The 16812-nt window shown below is 74.4% G+C and carries 2 pseudogenes; both read left to right on the forward strand.

Going from position 1 to position 16812, the window contains the following annotated elements:
• A pseudogene (locus tag AB0389_RS32635) lies at positions 1-7182 on the forward strand (type I polyketide synthase); the annotation flags it as partial.
• Between the two features lie 192 nt (positions 7183-7374).
• Positions 7375-16788, forward strand: a pseudogene (locus tag AB0389_RS32640) (type I polyketide synthase); the annotation flags it as partial.
• Positions 16789-16812 lie beyond the last annotated feature (24 nt).

The raw sequence follows: 16812 nt of genomic DNA on the forward strand, positions 1-16812 counted from the left end.
GATTATGCGTCGCATTCGGTTCATGTGGAGGATCTTGAGGATGAGTTGTTGGATGTGCTGGGGTCGGTGTGTCCTCGGTCGTCGAAGGTGCCGTTTTTTTCGACGGTGACGGGTGGTTGGCTGGATACGGCGGGGTTGGATGCGGGGTACTGGTTCCGGAATCTGCGGGAGACGGTGCGGTTCGCGGATGCGGTGGGGGAGTTGCTGGCGTCCGGGCATCGCGCGTTCATCGAGGTGAGCGCCCATCCGGTACTGACCGTTCCCGTACAGGACATGATCGACGGAATCGCCGAACCCGGCATCGCCGTGGGTACGTTGCGTCGTGATCAGGGCGGTGCGGCGCGGTTCCTGCTGTCGGCGGCCGAGGCATTTGTCCGGGGGGTACGGGTCGACTGGGCCGGTCTGTTCGCAGGCACGGGGGCTCGGCGGGTGGACCTGCCCACGTATGCCTTCCAGCACGAGCACCTCTGGGCCGTGCCTCCGGCGCCCGACCGGAGCGCCCCGGCCGACCCCGAGGACGCCGCGTTCTGGGCGGCGGTGGAGGGTGAGGATCTTCCGGCGCTGGCGTCGGTGCTCGGTGCGAGCGCGGGTGCGGAGGAGGGGGCGGTGGCGGCGGTGCTGCCTGCGCTGTCGTCGTGGCGCCGGTCGCGCACGGACCGTACGACCGTGGACTCCTGGCGCTACCGCGTCACTTGGGCCCCCGTCAACAAGGTCCCGCCGGCCGCGCTGTCCGGCACCTGGGTCGTGGTCTGTGCCGAGGACGCCGATGCCAACACCGCCGACGATGTCGTGGCGGCGCTGGACGGCTCGGGCGCGGACATCGCCCGGCTGGTCCTGGACGAGCAGTGCGTGGACCGTGAGGTGCTGACGGCCCTGCTGGGGCAACGGCTCGCGGAGCTGGGCGAGGTCGCGGGGATCGTCTCCGTACTCGCCGCCGCCGAACGGCCCGGCGCGCGCCACCGGGACCTGCCCCTCGGTCTCGCGCTGTCGGTGTCCCTGGTGCAGGCGCTCGGTGACGCCGAGGTGGCCGCGCCGTTGTGGTTCCTGACCCGGGGCGCGGCGTCCACCGGGCGGTCCGACGAGGTCTTCGCCCCCGTGCAGGCGCAGGTGGCGGGGGTCGGCTGGACGGCCGCGCTGGAGCATCCGCAGCGGATCGGCGGTGTGATCGACCTCCCCCGCGTACTCGACCGGCGGGCCGCAGGACGGCTGGTGTCGGCTCTCGCGGGCGCCCTCGGGGACGAGGACCAGCTCGCCCTCCGTGCCTCCGGTATCTTCGCCCGCCGCGTTGTCCGGGCCGGGGCCGCCGACCGGGCCCGTACCGCCCGCGACTGGACCCCGCGCGGGACCACACTCATCACCGGCGGGTCCGGGACCCTCGCCCCCCATCTCGCGCGCTGGCTCGCCGCGCGGGGCGCCGGGCATCTGGTGCTGATCAGCCGCCGGGGCCCCGACGCCCCCGGCGCGGCCGAACTCCTCGCGGAACTCGCCGAGTCGGGCGCGGAAGCGACCGCCGTGGCCTGCGATGTCACCGACCGGGCCGCCGTCGCCGAGCTGCTCGCCGGGCTCAAGGCCGACGGCCGTACCGTACGCACCGTCATCCACACCGCCGCCCTCATCGAGCTGGCTCCGCTCGCCGAGACCACCATGGACGCCTTCGCCCGGGTCATGCACGCCAAGGTGGCAGGCGCCCACGTGCTCGACGAACTGCTCGACGATCAAGACCTCGACGACTTCGTTCTCTACTCCTCCACCGCCGGCTTCTGGGGCAGCGGGGCACACGCCGCCTATGTCGCGGGCAACGCCTACCTCGGCGCGCTCGCCGCTCACCGGCGCGCCCGCGGGCTGCGCGCCATGTCTCTGTCCTGGGGCATCTGGGCCGACGACCTCCAGCTCGGCCGGGTCGACCCGCAGCACATCCGGCGCAGCGGACTCGCTTTCATGGAACCGCAGTTGGCGCTGGCGGGACTGAAGTGTGCGCTGGACGACGACGAGACCGTAGTCGCCGTCGCCGACATCGACTGGGACACGTACCACCCCGTCTTCACATCGAGCCGCCCGGCGCCGCTCTTCGCCGAGGTTCCCGAGGTACGGCGGCTGACCGAGGCCGCCGAGCGCGGCGCGGGCAGTGTGGCGGAGGGCGAGTTCGCCGCGCGGCTGCGGGCGCTGGCCCCCGCCGAGCGGGACCGGCTGCTGCTTGAGCTGGTCCGTACCGAGGCCATGGCCGTCCTCGGCCTCGCCTCCGCCGAAGCGCTGTCGGACCAACGGGCCTTCCGTGACGTCGGGTTCGACTCGCTGACCGCCGTCGGCCTCCGTAACCGGCTCGCGTCCGTCACCGGACTGACGCTGCCGACGACCATGGTCTTCGACTACCCGAACCCCGCCGCTCTGGCCGGCTTCCTGGCGACCGGACTCGCGGGCGCCACCACTGGCACAGCCCCCGCGCCGCCCACCGCCACCGCCTGCACCACCGACGACGACCCCATCGCCATCATCGGCATGAGCTGCCGCTACCCCGGCGGTGTGAACTCGCCCGAGGAGCTGTGGCAGCTCGTCCTCGACGGCGGGGACGCCATCTCTCCCTTCCCCGCCGACCGCGACTGGGACGCCGAGGCGCTCTACGACCCGGACCCGGACCGGCAGGGCCGGACGTACTCCGTCCAGGGCGGATTCCTGCGCGACGTCGCGGACTTCGACCCGGCGTTCTTCGGGATCTCGCCGCGCGAGGCCGTGTCGATGGACCCGCAGCAGCGCCTGCTGCTGGAGACCGCCTGGGAAGTCTTCGAACATGCGGGGATCGACCCGCTCTCCCAGCGCGCCACCCCCACCGGCACCTTCATCGGCGCCAGCTATCAGGACTACGCGCAGAGTGTGCCGGGCGCCGCGGAAGGCTCCGAGGGTCACATGATCACCGGCACACTCTCCAGTGTGCTGTCCGGGCGCGTCTCCTACCTCTTCGGATTCGAGGGCCCGGCTGTCACCCTCGACACGGCCTGCTCCTCCTCGCTCGTCGCGCTGCATCTGGCCTGCCGCTCGCTGCGCGACGGCGAGAGCTCCCTCGCGCTCGCCGGCGGGGTCAGCATCATGTCCACCCCCAGCGCCTTCGTGGGCTTCAGCCGGCAGCGGGCGCTCGCCGCCGACGGCCGCTGCAAGGCGTACGCGGAGGCGGCCGACGGGATGACACTGGCCGAGGGCGTCGGGCTGGTCCTGCTGGAGCGGCTCTCCGACGCGCGCCGCAACGGCCATCCGGTGCTGGCGGTGGTACGCGGCTCCGCCGTCAACCAGGACGGTGCGTCCAACGGCCTCACCGCCCCCAACGGCCCCTCCCAGCAACGTGTCATCCGCCAGGCCCTGGCCAACGCCGGACTCCGCACCCGCGATGTCGACGTCATCGAGGGGCACGGCACCGGCACCGCCCTCGGCGACCCGATCGAGGCACAGGCCCTGCTCAGCACGTACGGACAGGACCGCGATCCGGCACAGCCACTGCTGCTCGGCTCGGTCAAGACCAACATCGGCCACACCCAGATGGCCTCCGGCGTCGCCAGTGTCATCAAGATGGTCCACGCGCTGCGGCACGGCATCGCACCGAAGACCCTGCACATCGACGCTCCGTCCTCGCACGTGGACTGGGCGTCGGGCGCCATCGACCTGCTGACCGAGCGGACCGTGTGGCCCGAGACCGGCCGGCCCCGGCGCGGCGCCGTCTCGTCCTTCGGCCTCAGCGGCACCAACGTGCACACCATCCTCGAACAGGCCCCCGCCGAGGAACCCGCAGGGGAGCCCGCCGAGCAGCCCGGCTCCGGGCAGTCGGCCGGTCCCGCGGACCGGCCCGGCATCGTACCCCTGCTGGTGTCGGCCAGGAGCGGGGCCGCGCTGCGCGCCCAGGCCGGCCGGCTGCTGGATCTCCTGGCGGAGCGCCCCGACGCCGTCCTCCCCGATCTGGCCTTCTCACTCGCCACCTCCCGCGCGAGTCTGGAGCACCGGGCCGCCGTCGTCGCCGGGGAGCGCGACGAGCTGCTGCGCGGGCTGCTGGCGCTGCGCGACGGGCTGCCGGGACCCGGGGTGATCCACGCCGTCCCGGCACCGGGCGGAACCGGGGGTACGGGAGCCGGCCGTACCGCGTTCCTGTTCAGTGGACAGGGCAGCCAACGCCCCGGCATGGGGCATGAGTTGTACGAGGCCTTCCCCGTCTACGCCGACGCTCTGGACGCCGTACTGGCACGGTTCGACAGCGGGTCGCACGAGGCGGCCAGGCCGGGCGGGCCGACCGGGACGGGTGGTTCGGAAGGCTGGGAGGGTTCGGACCGGTCGCTCCGCGACATCGTGTTCGCGGCCGAGGGCTCCCCGGAGGCCGCCCTGCTGGACCGGACCGGGTACGCGCAGCCCGCGCTCTTCGCCGTCGAAGTGGCGCTGTACCGGCTCTTCGAGTCCTGGGGCGTCACACCGGACTACCTCGCCGGGCACTCCATCGGCGAACTCGCCGCCGCGCACGTCGCCGGTGTGCTGTCGCTCGACGACGCGTGTGCCCTGGTGGCGGCGCGCGGACGGCTGATGCAGGCGCTGCCCGGGGGAGGCGCGATGATCGCCGTCCAGGCCGCCGAGGACGAGGTGCGCCCGCTGCTCACCGGCGTCGCGGACCAGGTCTCCGTCGCGGCCGTCAACGGCCCGGCCTCCGTGGTGATCGCCGGAGCCGAGGAGGCGGTCCTCGCCGTCGCCGCGCGGATCGCCGCCGACGGCCGGAAGACCACCAGGCTGCGGGTGAGCCACGCCTTCCACTCGCCGCTGATGGACGCCATGCTCGACGACTTCGCCGCCGTCGCGCGCTCCCTCACCTACCACCCGCCGGTGATCCCCGTCGTCTCGAACGTGACCGGCACCCTCGCTCCGGCCGACGCGTTGTGCTCGCCCGAGTACTGGGTACGGCACGTCCGCGAGGCGGTCCGTTTCGCCGACGGCGTCGGCTGGCTGGCGGGGTCCGCCGGGGTCCGTACGTTCCTGGAACTGGGCCCCGACGGTGTGCTCTGCGGGCTGGTCCGCGAGATCCTGGCCGAGGGAGCGTACGGCGCGCTGCTCCCGGCGCTGCGCGGCGACCGGCCCGAAGTTCGCGCGCTGACAGCGGCGTTGGCGGGCGCGCACACCCATGGCGTACGGGTGGACTGGCCGGCGTACTTCGCGGGCGGGGGTGCGCGCCGGGTCGAGCTGCCGACGTACGCCTTCCAGCGCCGCCGGTACTGGCCCGAGGCCCCGGAGCCGACGGAGACCGCGGGGCGCGGCGCGGTGACCGACGGAGCGGACGCCGAGTTCTGGGCGGCGGTCGAACGCGACGACGTCACCGAGCTGGCCGCGTCGCTCGGACTGGACGACACCACGATCGGCGCCATGGTCCCCGCGCTCACGGCGTGGCGCCGGCGCAGGGGCGAGGAGTCCGCCCTCGACAGCCGGCGCTACCGGGTTGTGTGGCTGCCGCGTTCGGCCGCCACCGGGCCGGGCGCATCAGGCGTGACGGGCGTACCCGCCGTGGCCGGCGCGCGGGGTGCGTCCGCCGGGCGCTGGCTCGTGCTGGCACCGGACCGTACCCAGGACCCTGCCTGGTCCGCCGAGGCCGTCGCCGCACTCGACGGCCTCGCCACGGTCACCGTGACCCTCACGGTCACCGCCCCTGACCGGACGGACATCGCCGCACGGCTGGCCGAACTCACCGCCGGTGAAAGCCCGTTCGTAGGTGTGCTGTCCCTCCTCTCCCTCGTCGCGGAGCCCGGCACCCCCGATGTCCCCGCCGCGCTCACCCTGACCACCGCCGCCGCCCAGGCACTGGGCGACGCCGGTGTCGAGGCGCCGCTGTGGAACATCACCCGGGGCGCCGTGGCCATCGGCCGCTCCGAGCATGTGACCGCGCTCGACCAAGCCGCCGTCTGGGGGCTCGGCCGTTCGCTCGCGCTCGAACAGCCGGGCCTCTGGGGCGGATCGGTCGACCTGCCGGACGTGATCGACGCCCACGCCGCCCGTCGGCTGCGGGGTGTCCTGGCCGCCGCCGACGGCGAGGACGCGGTGGCCGTACGCGCCTCCGGCGTCTTCGTGCGCCGCCTCACCCGGGGCCCCGCGGCCTCCGCCGCCAGGCAGGCGGGAGGTTCGCAGCACGCCCTGGCCCCGGCGGCCGGCACCGTACTCATCACCGGCGGTCTCGGTGGCCTCGGCGGACATGTCGCCCGCGCACTCGCCGCCGCGGGAGCCCGCCATCTGCTGCTCGTCGGACGGCGCGGCGAACACACCCCCGGCGCCGCCGCGCTGCGCGCCGAACTCACCGCACTCGGCGCCCGCGTCACCCTTGCCGCCTGTGACCTCGCGGACCGCGACGCGCTCGCCGCCGTACTCGCCGCAGTCCCCGAGGACGCGCCGCTGGCCGCCGTGATCCACGCGGCCGGTGTGGTCGAGGACCGGGTGGTGGACGCGCTCACCCCGGACGGCTTCACCGCCGTACTGCGCGCCAAGACCGTGGCCGCGCGCCATCTGCACGAACTGACCGCCGGACTCGACCTGTCGGCGTTCGTACTCTTCTCCTCGACCGCCGGAACCTTCGGCGCCGCCGGACAGGGCAACTACGCCGCTGCCAACGCATACGTGGACGCGCTGGCCGAGCACCGGCGCGCGCAGGGCCGAACCGCCCTCTCCGTCGCCTGGGGTCCCTGGGCGGGCTCGGGAATGGTCGCCGGGACGGCGGAGATCGAGAGCCGTGTACGGCGCGGCGGCTTCACACCGCTCGAACCCGCCGCGGCCGTCCGCGCGCTGCTGCGGGCGGTCGAACTCGACGACACCACCCTGGCGATCGCCGACCTCGACTGGCCGCGCTTCCTGCGCGCGTTCGCCGCGACCCGGCCCCTGCCGTTCGTCGCCGAACTGCCCGAGGTACGGCGGGCGATGGCGGGTGCGGGGCCCGGCATGTCCGTAGGCACCCCGTCCGGTGAACCGGAGCCGCGGCGGCGGCTCGCGGAACTGCCGGCGAACGAGCGCGGCCCCTATGTGCGCGACCTGCTGCGCGCACAGATCGGCGCCGTCCTCGGCCACACCGACGTCCGCGACATCGACGACGACCGGGCCTTTCGCGACCTCGGCTTCGACTCCCTGACCACCCTCGAACTGCGCAACACCCTCGCCGCCCTCACCGGCCTGCGGCTGCCCGCCTCCCTGGTCTACGACTTCCCGACCCCGCGCGCCATGGCGGACTTCCTGCTGACCGAACTGACGGACACGCTGCCCGAGGACCTGTCCGCCGCCGCCAACTCCCCCACGAAGCAGGCCGGTCGGGCGCCGGACGACGATCCGATCGCCGTTGTCGGCATCGGCTGCCGCTTCCCCGGCGGGGTCTCCTCGCCCGAGGACCTGTGGCGGCTGCTCGCGGCGGGTGGGGACGGCATCACCCCCTTCCCCACCGACAGGGGCTGGGACCTCGGCGCGCTCGGCGCCGGCGCCTCGGACACCCTCGAAGGCGGATTCCTCACCGGAGTGGCCGACTTCGACGCCCGCTTCTTCGGCATCTCGCCACGCGAGGCACTGGCCATGGACCCCCAGCAGCGGCTGCTGCTGGAGACGGCCTGGGAGGCGCTGGAGCGCGCCGGGATCGACCCGGCCGGCCTGCGCGGCACCCCCACCGGGGTGTTCGTCGGCACCAACGGCCAGGACTACCCGACGCTCCTGCGCGGATCCGACGCCGATGTGCGCGGCTATGTGGCCACCGGCAACACCGCCAGTGTGCTGTCGGGCCGGCTCTCCTACGCGCTCGGGCTCGAAGGCCCCGCCGTCACCGTCGACACCGCCTGCTCCTCCTCGCTGGTCGCGCTCGACTGGGCGGCGAAGGCGCTGCGTTCGGGGGAGTGCTCACTCGTCCTCGCGGGCGGTGTGTCCGTCATGTCGAGCCCCGACTCGTTCGTGGAGTTCTCCCGGCAGGGCGGCCTCGCCCCCGACGGCCGGTGCAAGGCCTTCGCGGACGGCGCCGACGGCACCGCCTGGTCCGAGGGCGTCGGCATCCTGGTGCTGGAACGGCTCTCCGCCGCCGTACGCGCCGGACACCGGGTGCTCGGTGTCATCCGCGCCACCGCCGTCAACCAGGACGGCGCGTCCAACGGCCTCACCGCCCCCAACGGCCCCTCCCAGCAGCGCGTCATCCGCCGGGCGCTCGCCGACGCCGGACTCACCGCCGGTGACATCGACGCCGTCGAGGCCCATGGCACCGGCACCACCCTCGGCGACCCGATCGAGGCCCACGCCCTGCTCACCACGTACGGCGGCGCGGAGCGCGAACGGCCGCTGCTGCTCGGCACGGTGAAGTCCAACCTCGGCCACACACAGGCCGCGGCGGGCGTCGCGGGCGTCATCAAGATGCTGCTCGCCATGGACCGCGGCACCCTGCCGAAGACCCTGCACATCGACACCCCGTCCACGCATGTCGACTGGTCCGCCGGCGCCGTGGAGCTGCTGCGCGAGGCGGCGCCCTGGCCCGAGACCGGCCGGCCGCGCCGGGCAGGCGTCTCGGCGTTCGGAGTGAGCGGTACGAACGCGCATGTCATCGTCGAGCAGTCACCGGACGCCGGCGTAGCCCGTGCGGACACGGCAACGCCCCCGGTGGATATGGCCGTTGTGCCGTGGACCGTCTCGGGCCGGACCCCTGAGGCGCTCCGGGCACAGATCGAGCGGCTCACGGCCTTCGCCGCCCGAGCAGACGCGCCGGCCGCCCTCGACATCGGCCGCTCGCTGGCCACGGACCGTACGGTCTTCGCCCATCGGGCGGTACTGCTGGTCGGCCCCGACGGGGTACGGGAGGCCGCGCGAGCGGTCGCCGCCCGTACCTCGGCCACCACCGCCTTCCTCTTCTCCGGACAGGGCAGTCAGCGGGCCGCGATGGGACGGGAGCTGTACGCGCGGTTCCCCGTCTTCGCGGAAGCGCTGGACGAGGTGCTCGCCCATCTCGACACGGAACTCGAATTCCCGCTGCGCGAAGCGCTGTTCGCCGATCCCGGCAGCGCCGCCGCCGGGACGCTGGACGCGACGGGCCGCACCCAGCCCGCGCTCTTCGCCGTCGAGGTCGCGCTCCACCGGCTGATGGAGTCATGGGGGATCACTCCCGACTTCGTCGCGGGCCACTCCATCGGGGAGATCGCCGCCGCCCACGCGGCGGGCGTCCTCCCACTGGCCGACGCGTGCAGACTGGTCGCCGCGCGCGCCACCCTGATGCAGGCCCTCCCGGCCGGCGGCGCGATGGCCGCCGTACAGGCCACCGAGGACGAGATCACACCGCTGCTCGGTGAGCATGTCGCGCTCGCGGCCGTCAACGGACCCGATTCGGTGGTGATTTCGGGTGCGGAGGACGCCGTGCGCGCGGTCACCGAGCGGCTGGCCGCCGAAGGGCGGCGGACGAGCCGGCTGCGGGTTTCGCACGCCTTCCACTCACCGCTGATGGACCCGATGCTCGCGGAGTTCGCCCGCGTCGCCGGCACACTCACCTACCACGAGGCGCGCATCCCGCTGATCTCCACGGTGACCGGCGCCCGAGCCACCGCGGCGGAGCTGTGCTCGCCGTCGTACTGGGTACGGGGGGCCCGGCAGCCCGTGCGCTTCGCCGCCGCGGTACGCGCGCTGCGTGACGCGGGCGTCTCGGCGTATGTGGAGCTGGGGCCCGACGGGGTGCTGTCGGCCATGGCACAGCAGAGCCTGGACCACACAGGCACAGGCACCGGCACAGGTACGGGTGCGGAGGCAGATGAAGGAGCCGCGCCGCTGGTCGTGCCGCTGCTCCGGCGGGGCCAGGGTGAGGAGGCGGCCATCGCGGGCGCGCTGGCCACGCTGCACACCCACGGTGTGTCGCCGCGCTGGACGGCGTTCTTCGCGGGCACCGGCGCGCGCCGCGTCGAACTGCCCACCTATGCCTTCCAGCGCGAGCGCTACTGGCCCGAGCCCGCCGCCCCGGCGGCCCCGGCCGGTGCCCCCGACGGGGGCGACGCCCAGTTCTGGGCGGCGGTGGAACGCGATGACGTCACCGGGCTGGCCGCGTCGCTCGACCTGGACGGTGAGACCGTCGCGTCGATGGTGCCCGCGCTCTCCGCGTGGCGCCGCCGCGCCGACCAGCGGGCCGCCGGGCAGGCGTGGCACTACCGGGAGACCTGGGTACCGCTTCCGGAACTCAACACGCAGGTAGAGAGGGATACTTCAGTTGGTCCCTGGCTCGTGATCACCCCGGCCGGAGCCGACGCGCCCTGGCTGACCGCCGCCGTCACCGCGCTGGGCCCGGACACCGTACGGGTGACCACCGACCCCACCGACCGGGCCGGACTGGTGGAGCGGCTGACGGCCGTCCGCGGCGGCGACGGGGCGTCCGGACCGGCCGGGGTGGTGTCGCTGCTCGCCGCGCACACCGACGGCCCCGGCGACGGGCAACCGCTGCCGGACCTCGCGCGACCCGAGACGCTGCTCGGCGCGCTCGCCGAGGCGGGTATCGACGACGCGCCGCTGTGGTGCGTCACGCGCGGCGCCGTCTCGTCCGCTCCCGCCGAGCCGCCGATCGGCGCCGGGCAGGCCGGCGTGTGGGGCCGGGGCCGGGTCGCCGCGCTCGAACACCCCGAACGCTGGGGCGGGTTGATCGATCTGCCCGGGGCATGGGACGACCGTACCGGCGCGGCCTTTGCCGCGGCGCTGGCGCGGCCCGACGCCGAGGACCAGATGGCGGTCCGCGCCGCCGGCACCTTCGGCCGTCGCCTGGTCCGGGTGGCGGCTCCCACCGGCGACACCTGGCGGCCCACCGGCACGGTGCTCGTCATCGGCGGAACGGGGGCCATGGGCAGTGCAGTCGCCCGCCGACTGGCCCACGAGGGCGCCCGGCATCTTGTGCTGACGGGCCGTCATGAGTCGGACCTCGCAGGTGCCGAGGCCCTCGTCGCCGAAGTGGAACGGCTCGGCGTGACCGTCACCCTCGTACGCTGCGACGCGGCGGACCGCGCGGAGCTGACAGAGCTGCTCGCCACGGTCGACGGAGCCATGCCGGAGGCCCCGCTCACCGCTGTCGTCCACGCGGAGTTGCCCGGGACTGACACAGGCACCGGCACCGGTACCGGCACCGGTACCGGCACAGGCATTGGGTCAGGTGCGGAGGCCGTGGCCGCTGCGCTCGACGCCGTCCTCGGGGACCGGCCGCTCGACGCCTTCGTCCTCTTCGGTTCGATCGCCGGGGTCTGGGGCGTACGCGGCCGGTACGAGGAGGCCGCGACCGGCGCGTACCTCGACGCCCTCGCCCGGATCCGGCGCGGCAGGGGCGCGCCCGCGCTCGCCGTCTCCTGGGGAGCCTGGGAGGGCGGGGTGGACCGCGCGCTTGCTGCCCACCTGCGGCTGAGCGGCCTGCCCCCGCTCGACCCGGACGCGGCGCTCGCCGCGCTCGGCCGTGCCGTCGCCTCCGGCGAACCCGCCGTCACCGTGGCCGACGTCCGCTGGGAGACCTTCACGCCCGCCTTCACCGGGACCCGCCCGAGCCCGCTGCTCGACCGTCTCCCGGAGGCCCGGCGGGCCATCGAGACGGCCGAACACGACCGCGCCGAACGGGACTCGGCGGCCGGCGGCTACCGGCGGCGGCTGTGCGAACTGCCCGAGTCGGCGCACACGAGCACCCTCCTCGCGCTGGTCATCGAGAGGGCCGCCACCGTGCTGGGGCTCCCGGACGGCGGGGCCATCGAGCCCGACCTGCCCTTCCGTGACCTCGGCTTCGACTCGCTGACCGCCGTCGACCTCCGCGACCAGCTCGCCGCCGAGACGGGGCTGAGCCTGCCCGCCACCCTGGTCTTCGACCGTCCGACGCCCTCCGAACTCGCCGCGTGGCTGCGGACATCGCTCCTCGGAGACGCCCCGGCGGCCGACGCCGTGGCGTCATCCACACTCCCGGCTCCGGCGGCGGCAGGCAGTGACGACCCGGTCGTCATCGTCGGCATGGCCTGCCGTTACCCCGGTGGCGTGACCTCCCCCGAGGACCTGTGGCAGCTCGTCACCGACGGCACCGACGCAGTGGGGGAGTTCCCCACCGACCGTGGCTGGGACCTCGACACCCTCCTCGGCGGCCCGCCGGAGGGCGGCCGGGGCCGCAGTGTCACCGGCCACGGCGGCTTCCTGCGCGACGCGGCCGACTTCGACCCGGCCCTGTTCGGGATCTCCCCGCGCGAAGCCCTCGTGATGGACCCGCAGCAGCGCCTCGTGCTGGAGACGGCGTGGGAGGCGCTGGAACGGGCGGGCATCGACGCGGCGACCCTGCGCGGCAGCACGGCCGGGGTGTACGTGGGCGGCGGCAGCGGCGACTACCGGCCGCCCGCCGAGACCGGACAGTGGGAGACCGCCCAGTCCGCGAGCCTGCTCTCTGGTCGGACGGCCTACTCCCTCGGTCTCCAGGGACCCACGGTCTCCGTCGACACCGCCTGCTCGTCGTCCCTGGTCGCCCTGCATCTGGCCGCACAGGCGGTGCGCGGCGGCGAATGCCCGATCGCGCTGGCCGGCGGTGTGACCGTGATGGCCACCCCGGTGGGCTTCGTCGAGTTCAGCGCCCAGGGCGCACTCTCGCCCGACGGCCGCTGCAAGGCGTTCTCCGACGAGGCGGACGGCACCGGCTGGGCGGAGGGCGTCGGCATGCTCGTCGTCGAACGGCTCTCCGACGCCCGCCGCAACGGCCATCAGGTGCTGGCGGTCCTGCGCGGCTCGGCCATCAACCAGGACGGCGCCTCCAACGGACTGACCGCCCCCAGCGGTCCCGCGCAGCAGCGCGTCATCCGGCAGGCGCTCGCCAACTCAGGACTGTCGCCCGCCGACATCGACGCCGTGGAGGCACACGGCACCGGCACCCGGCTCGGTGACCCGATCGAGGCAGGGGCCCTGCTGGCGACCTACGGCCGGGACCGGGACCCGGAGCGCCCGGTGCTGATCGGCTCGCTGAAGACCAACATCGGTCACACGCAGGCCGCTTCGGGGGTCGCGGGCGTCATCAAGATGGTCATGGCGCTGCGCCACGGCACCCTGCCCAGGTCCCTGTACGCGGACAATCCCTCCACACATGTCGACTGGACGGCCGGCGCCCTCCGGCTGCTCGCCGAGCCCGCCGACTGGCCGGACCAGGGCCGCCCGCGCCGTGCCGCCGTCTCCTCGTTCGGTGCCAGCGGTACGAACGCCCACGCCATCCTGGAACAGGCGCCGCCGCCGGCCGCGCCCGTACCGGCGCCCAGGACGCCCGTACAGGCGGCCGGGCCCCTGCCCGTCCTGCTCTCCGGCCGGTCGCGGGACGCCCTGCGCGCGCAGGCCCGCCGGCTGCTCGGATACGCGAAGGACCGGCCGGACCTCGCGCTGACCGACCTCGCACACGCCCTCGCCACCACCCGTACCGCCTTCGAGCACCGCGCCGTGGTGACGGCCGGCGCGCGCGATGTCCTGCTGGACGGCCTCACGGCGCTCGCCGACGGCGTCGGCCACTCCGAAGTGGCCGAGAACGAGGTGCGGCGGGTCGGCAAGCTCGCCTTCCTCTTCTCCGGGCAGGGCGCGCAGCGGTTGGGGATGGGGCGGGAGTTGTACGGGCGGTTCCCGGTGTTCGCGGGGGCGCTGGACGACGTACTCGCGGTGTTCGATGGCGGGTTGGAGCGGCCGATGCGCGAGGTGATGTGGGGTGACGACGCCGAGGTGCTGAACGGCACGGGGATGGCGCAGCCCGCGCTGTTCGCGGTTGAGGTGGCGTTGTATCGGCTGGTGGAGTCGTGGGGTGTGGTACCTGATTTTGTGGTGGGGCATTCGGTGGGTGAGGTGGCTGCCGCGCATGTGGCGGGTGTGTTGTCGTTGGAGGATGCCTGTCGGCTGGTCGCCGCGCGTGCTTCGTTGATGGCGGCGCTGCCCGTCGGGGGTGCGATGGTGGCCGTAAGGGCGACGGAGGAGGATGTACGGCCGCTGCTGTGCGCCGGTGTGTCGGTGGCGGCGGTCAACGGGCCTGCGTCCGTGGTGGTTTCGGGCGGCGAGGAAGCTGTGATGGAGGTGGCCGGGCGGCTGTCGGCGGCCGGTCACCGGACCACTCGGCTTCGGGTCTCGCATGCCTTCCACTCGGCGGCGATGGACCCCATGCTCGACGAATTCCGTTCGGTGGCGGCGGAGTTGACCTACCACGCTCCCCGTATCCCGGTGGTGTCCACCCTCACCGGGGAGCAGGCCGGCGCCGACGAGCTCTGCTCCGCCGCGTACTGGGTACGGCACGCCCGCGAGACGGTCCGCTTCGCCGCCGGGGTACGCACCCTGACCGGCCTCGGCGTGGCCACCTTCCTGGAACTGGGCCCCGACGGCGCGCTCGCCGCTCTCGCCCAGGAGACCGCGACGGCGGCCGTGGCCGTACCGCTGCTGCGCAAGGGGCGCGGCGAGGAGACCACCCTGGTCGCCGCGCTCGCCCGGCTGCACGTCCACGGCGTACGGATCGACTGGCCGGCCTTCTTCGCGGGCACCGGCGCCCGGTGGGTCGACCTGCCGACGTACGCCTTCCAGCGCGCCCGGTTCTGGCCCGACACCGCACCGGGTGCCGCACCCGACACCACGCCCTACACCGGCACCCACAACGCGACGGACCGCGCCTTCTGGGACGCGGTCGCGCGCGAGGACTTCACCTCGCTCGAAACGGCACTGGACATCGAGGGCGACACCCTGTCGAAGGTGCTGCCCGCGCTGCTGGACTGGCGCAAGCGGCGCGACGACGCGTCCCTGCGTGACAGCTGGCGCCACCGCGTCGTGTGGAAGCCGCTCTCCGGATCCGCCACCGCCGACCGCAGGCCACCGGCCGGTACGTGGCTGGCCGTTGTGCCCGAGGAGCGGGCCGACGACACGTGGACGCACACCGCACTCGACGCGCTGGGGACCGATGTCGTACGGCTGCCCGTCGGCGCGCCCGACCGAACGGCGCTCACCGACGCGCTGCGGGCCCTCGGCTCCCGCGCCTTCGCCGGTGTCGTCTCCCTCCTCGCCCTGCGCGACACCACGGGCGGCGGCAGCGCCCCCGAGGGCGTGGCGCTCACCGCCGTACTCCTTCAGGCACTCGGCGACGCCGGGATCGGCGCACCCCTGTGGTGTGTCACCCGGGGTGCCGTGTCCGTCCGCCGGACGGAGGAGCCGAGCCATCCGCTCCAGGCGGCCGTCTGGGGGCTCGGCCGGGTCGCCGCGCTGGAGTACCCGGAGCGCTGGGGCGGTCTCGTGGACCTGCCCGGCACACTCGACGGCCGGACCGCCGCCGCGTTCGCCGGAGCGCTGGCGGGCCACGACGGCGAGGACCAGATTGCCGTACGAGCCTCCGCTGTTCTCGCCCGACGGCTCGTGCCGGCGCCCGGTACGCACCCGGAGCGGATCTGGGACCCGGCGGGCACCGTACTGATCACCGGCGGCACCGGCGCACTCGGCGCCCGTGTCGCCCGCAGGCTCGCCGAGGACGGCGTACGGCACCTGGTGCTGCTCGGCCGGCGCGGTCCCGACGCCCCCGGCGCCGAACGGCTGCGCGCCGAACTCGAAGCGCTCGGTACGGCCGTCACCGTCACCGCCTGCGACGCCGCCGACCGCGACGCGGTCGCCGCCGTACTGGCCGCACTGCCCGCCGCACACCCGCTGACGGGGGTGGTGCACGCCGCCGGTGTGCTGGACGACGGCGTACTGGACCGGCTCACCCCGGACCGCTTCGAAGCCGTCTTCCGTGCGAAGGTCACCTCGGCGCTGGTGCTCGACGAACTCACCCGCGGCTGCGAGCTGACCGCGTTCGTCCTGTTCTCCTCCGCCTCCGGAGTCGTCGGCAACCCCGGCCAGGCCAACTACGCCGCCGCCAACGCCGTTCTCGACGCACTCGCCGAACGGCGCCGGGCACAGGATCTCCCGGCCACCTCCATCGCCTGGGGCGCCTGGGGCGGTGGCGGAATGGCCGGCGGCGCGGACGCCGACGTGGCCGCACGCCGTGCGGGGGTCGACGCCATGGATCCGGCGGCGGCCTGCGACACACTGCTGCGGCTGGTCATGGAACCGGAGCCCACCGCCGTCGTCGCGGGGGTCGACCTCGACCGCTTCGTGAGCGCCGGCGGTGCCTTCGGGTCCGGCGGGGCCGGCGCCCTGCTGCGCGACTTCCCCGGCTACCGCGAGCTGATCGCCTCGGCGGAGGCGGCGGAGGCGGCAGCGGCGGCGGCCGGCGCCGGTACGGCCGGGGGCACCCTGCGCGACCGGCTCGCCGCCCTGTCGGCGCACCGCCGCCTGGACGAGGCCGTGGAACTGGTCCGTACCCGCGCGGCTCAGGTGCTCGGCCACCCGTCCACCGAGGCCGTCGGCGCCGAACGGTCCTTCCGCGATCTCGGTGTGGACTCCCTCGGCGCCGTCGAACTGCGCAACCAGCTCAACACCGCCACCGGGCTGAGGCTCTCCGCGACCCTTGTTTTCGACCACCCCACCCCGGCGGCCCTCGGCGCACACATCTTGCGTCTGCTCGTCCCCGACGAGGACCCCGGTGGGGCTTCCGGTGGGGCTTCCGGCGGGGCTCCGAACGCCGGTGCCGACGGCGAAGAGGCGGAGATCCGTGCGCTGCTCGCCTCCGTACCGCTCGACCGGCTGCGGGAGAGCGGTGTGCTCGAACAGTTGTTCCGGCTGGCGGGAGAGGACGAGGCAGGCGTGTCCGACGAGTCCATCGACTCGATGGACGTGGCGGACCTCGTACGGGCCGCGCTGAACGGCGGATCCGAGTCGGGCAACGGGTCCGAACCGGGTGACCGGTCCGGTCTGTAGCGCCGGCGCGCCCGCACCTCTCGA

The organism is Streptomyces sp. NPDC093109, from assembly GCF_040701725.1.
Taxonomy (GTDB): Bacteria; Actinomycetota; Actinomycetes; order Streptomycetales; family Streptomycetaceae; genus Streptomyces.